Below are 3,718 nucleotides of genomic sequence, written 5' to 3' on the forward strand. Positions count from 1 at the left end.
TCCGCTGATGTTGCTCCTTCGTAATTCGAATCAGCTGCTAAAGTGGCAACTACCTTGTACGTTCCTGCATTTGTTGGTGCTGTTGAACTAGCGCTGTAAGTCGTTGAACCTGTTCCTTCGTAAGAATAAGTAACAGCTCCAGATGATCCTGTAGTAGTTGAAGTACTTGGGCCTTGTGCACTACCTGAATAAGTAAAGCTTGTGCTTCCTGTTACGGTTACAGTTGAACTCGATTTATTGATTGTTATGGTTCCATTCGCTGGAGTAAAGCTGTAATTTGTAGCTGTTAGTCCACTTACATCTGGCGTAATTGTAACCCCGCTTGTTGCTGCTCCTGTTGTATTGGTATAAGTTGTGCTATAAGTAACACTAACAGAAATGACAGAAGCATTTTCTCCATCAATAAATCCAGTAACTTGGTAAGTTCCTGCCGAGGTTACACTTGCCACAGAAGAACCATAGTTCACTGTTTGGTTATCGGCAGTTACCGTTAATGCTTTGGCAGTAATTTGACCATCAGTTACCACAAAATCTGCTGGTGCAGTATAATTACCTGCATCTGCTCCAGATAATGTATAAACAACTGTAATTGTTTTATTGGACGCGACATCTTTGGTATCATAAGTTGCAGTTGCATTTAAGTTAACTGTTTGCCCACTTAAAACACCTGATAATGTACCTGGAGTAACGGAAGCTGTTCTATTTCCATCGTATTCTTTAACTTTTTGAACGACAGGATCTGCAGCGGTCAATAACTTTTTAGTAACATCAAATGTATTTGAGATCTTACTCAAAATAGTAGGAGATGTCGCATTTAGAGTATAGCCTGTGCCAATTTTATTGATACTTAATCCAGTGAATGTCGCTACCCCTGCAACAGCATTAGCAGTAAGGGTTCCAGCTAAAGTGCCAGATCCTGGGTTGGTATCGATTGCTAATGTGATAGGTGCAGTACTTCCACTTACTAGGTTGTTAAATTGATCCAATACTTGAACTTGAATACTTCCCAAGGTTTCCCCAACAGCTGCAGTTTGTGGATGAACTACATAAGCTAACTTATTAGCATTTTCAGGAAGAACTGTTATGTCATGTGTTTTCACAATACCAGTCAATGCAGCCACACCACTTGTCCAAGTTGCAGTTATCACCTGAGCACCACTCACCGTATTTGAATAGGTAAACGTTCCTGATGATTGACCAGCGGCCAATGTCAAGGTTGCTGGCAAGGTCGCTGTTGCTGGCACATCACTGCTTAAAGTAAAGACCGTTTCCTCGGAAACCGGCACTGGGTCTCCTAATTCATCAATCACTGTTAACGTAATTGTTCCACTTGTTTGGCCGGCAATTACATCACTTGGTCCTCTTAATTGGAATGTTTTTATCAAAGGTTCTCCAACATAGAATTCAGAGAAATCTTTGAAGCCAGTTGCCGTTAATTTATGGTTACTGCTAATAACTGTTCTTGTTGTAGAATTAGGTTTTTTCCAGCTTTTTGATGAACCATTTCCATTTTCGGATAACTTTCTAACAACCAAATTATTAAAGGTTAAACCCGTTAATTCAGCGTTCGGCAAATTATCCATGGATACATTGTATTCAAATGTACCTAAACTAACATTCGGAGTTAACTCCCAATATCTTTGCATTTGCTTGTCTGATTTGAAACCAGAACCATTTTGTCTTGTATTAATAACGCCCAATTGGGTATAACCAAGAATTTCTGTATTGGCACTTATGTTGGCTTGACTGAAATTCAAAGTAACTGGTGCATATCCTTCATCTGATCCGATTGGATAATCAAAAACTGGATTGACAGCATCAGCTGGGTAAATTCTACGCAACTTTCCATTCACGTAACCATCCGTTCTTTGAATCTGATTTGCTCCTTTGTAATGTAATTCCAACGTGTTAGTTGCTAATTTCAGTACTCCAGCGGTCAAGGTTAAATTATCCTTCACCAATAAATCACTGTTCAAAATTAATCCGCTTGCATTGTTCAATGAAAGGGACTGTACTATTTGATTCGGCGATTCAAATTGGGTTTGTCCCGTTCCGGTAACTACTAAACTAGAAGTAGCTGTTCCGTGTAAATAAGCAGAAGCTCCATGCTGTATCGTTCCTCCTAGACTTAATTGATGTGATCCAATATTTAACTTTCCATTGGCCAAATCAAATAAACCAGAAACCGATACATCTCCCGTCAATGTTTGAGTAATCGTTTGAGCACTATTATTCCATTCGAAATTTTGGAAAGATTGGTTCAATCCCGCTGTTAAAGCAGTTGAGGTAATTCCCGTGATACGAGCCGTTGAGCTAGTTGACCCCAATGTTTGCCAAGTAGCCTTTGGAATAGATCCTCCGTTTCTTGTATGTAGGTAAGTTCCTCCATCAAATAAGATAGCATTGCTGTTGTCCTCATCTGTGAAAGTACCTCCACTATTTTTGAAAGTGCCAACCACTTTTATACCTGGACTAGTTACGTCAAAAGCAGTATGCTTTAAGGTTAATGTTCTAGTAGAAGGAATCTCTAATTGACCATTCACCTCCATATTATAAAGGATGATATCGGTATTTAAATTCAAATTGGCTCCTGTCGGTACTTGAACAATTTCCTCATTGCTAAATTCTACAGGAATACTAGCTCCTGCTCTTAAAGTTTCCCAATGATTTCCTCCATCTTTTGATGTTTCCCAATCAATTTCAGTCCAATTACCAATGTTTGAATTCGTTGGAATCAAATTGGCAGAGAATGATCCAGCTCTAAAGTATGGCAACCATAAAGTTCCATCTGTAATAATGAAATTTGCCGATTGAACGGAGGTCAACAATGGTGTCGGTCTAGAATCCGTTGCCGTTACATTGGCGGTGGCTGGATAACTTACTCCACTAGCCTCAACTCTGGTCGATTGAGTAAATCGAATAAACTGAACCAATTTGCTCGACTGGCCAGATGGAATAGTACCTCCTGGAGTAGTAACAGTCGAAGTGTATGTATTATCTTGATATTGCTCAAAAGTTTTATTCGAACTTAAAGTAAACGGAACATCTACATTGGCTACTGTAGCATTGCCATAGGTATCTTGTAGTTGAACGTTTATTTCAGTTCTTGGAATTCCACGAATTGGATCAGCAGGATTCAATGAAACGATGGCTATTTTATTAGGAACATCAGCCGTTCCCGTCGCCGTAAATGTCAATGGAGAACCTGTTAAACCTGTCGATGTTGCTGTCAAAGTATTTGAACCCGCAGTGGTGCCTAATTTCCAACTACCCAATGTCGCGATTCCGTCTGCACCTGTTATTGCAGTTCCTCCAGTAATGGATCCTGCACCTGTTGCCACTGCAAAAGTCACTGATACTCCTGAAACGACATTGTTATTGGCATCTTTCACAATCACACTTGGCGCCGTGGTAACATTGGTATTCACCGTTGCAGATTGGTTATTACCATCATTGATAGCAATTTGGGTGGCGGTTCCAGGGACAAAGGCTACTCTTGCTGTATCGGTAATGCTTACATTATCTCCTGTTGCCGAGTAAATAACTGTTTCTGCAATGGTGTTTGTCACCGTAAAGGTTACTACTCCACTTGCATTCGAACTACCACTTGCTGCTGAGATCGTTGATGTTGTGCTATCATCTGTTAATACAACTGTCTTACCAGAAACTGGATTGCTATTCGCATCTTTTAGTGTAACTGTTACTGTTGAAGTCGTTG

At 40.0% G+C, this 3,718-nt stretch carries 1 protein-coding gene; it reads right to left on the minus strand.

Translation table 11 applies throughout. The features are described from left to right. A partial coding sequence (locus V7S79_RS12130) for a beta strand repeat-containing protein (RefSeq protein WP_459490862.1) occupies positions 1–3,718 on the minus strand: 3,718 nt, incomplete at both ends.

The sequence above is a fragment of the Aquirufa sp. ROCK-SH2 genome (assembly GCF_054558315.1).